The organism is Arthrobacter sp. Y3225116 (genome assembly GCF_059091245.1).
Genome location: NZ_JBNHGL010000627.1, coordinates 1 through 263, shown reverse-complemented (window position 1 = coordinate 263; position 263 = coordinate 1). Strand labels below are relative to the sequence as shown.

At 75.3% G+C, this 263-nt stretch carries 1 pseudogene; it reads right to left on the bottom strand.

The annotated features are described in order from the left end of the window. Positions 1-238: pseudogene (locus tag AC5RV2_RS19275) on the bottom strand (HNH endonuclease); the annotation flags it as partial. Between the last annotated feature and the right edge of the window lie 25 nt (positions 239-263).

Here is a 263-nt window from a genome sequence, read left to right as displayed (position 1 = left end):
GGGCCAACCCGATCTGGGCGGCAACCCCGGCGCCCTGCCGGTCTTTCGGGACCCCGGCGCAGGCACGGCGGGCACGCACCGATTCCTCCAACGCCACCTGCACCCTGGCCTGCGCGGCCGCGGCGGCAGCCTTCAAACCCTCCAGCGCGGTAAGCTCCTCCACCAGTTCACGGTCCGGCGGGCCCAGGTCGATGCCCTCGAGGGCGGCAGCCGCAGCACGAACCGCCGCAGAACCCACCGGTGCCGCGGGCGGTCCGGGGTCC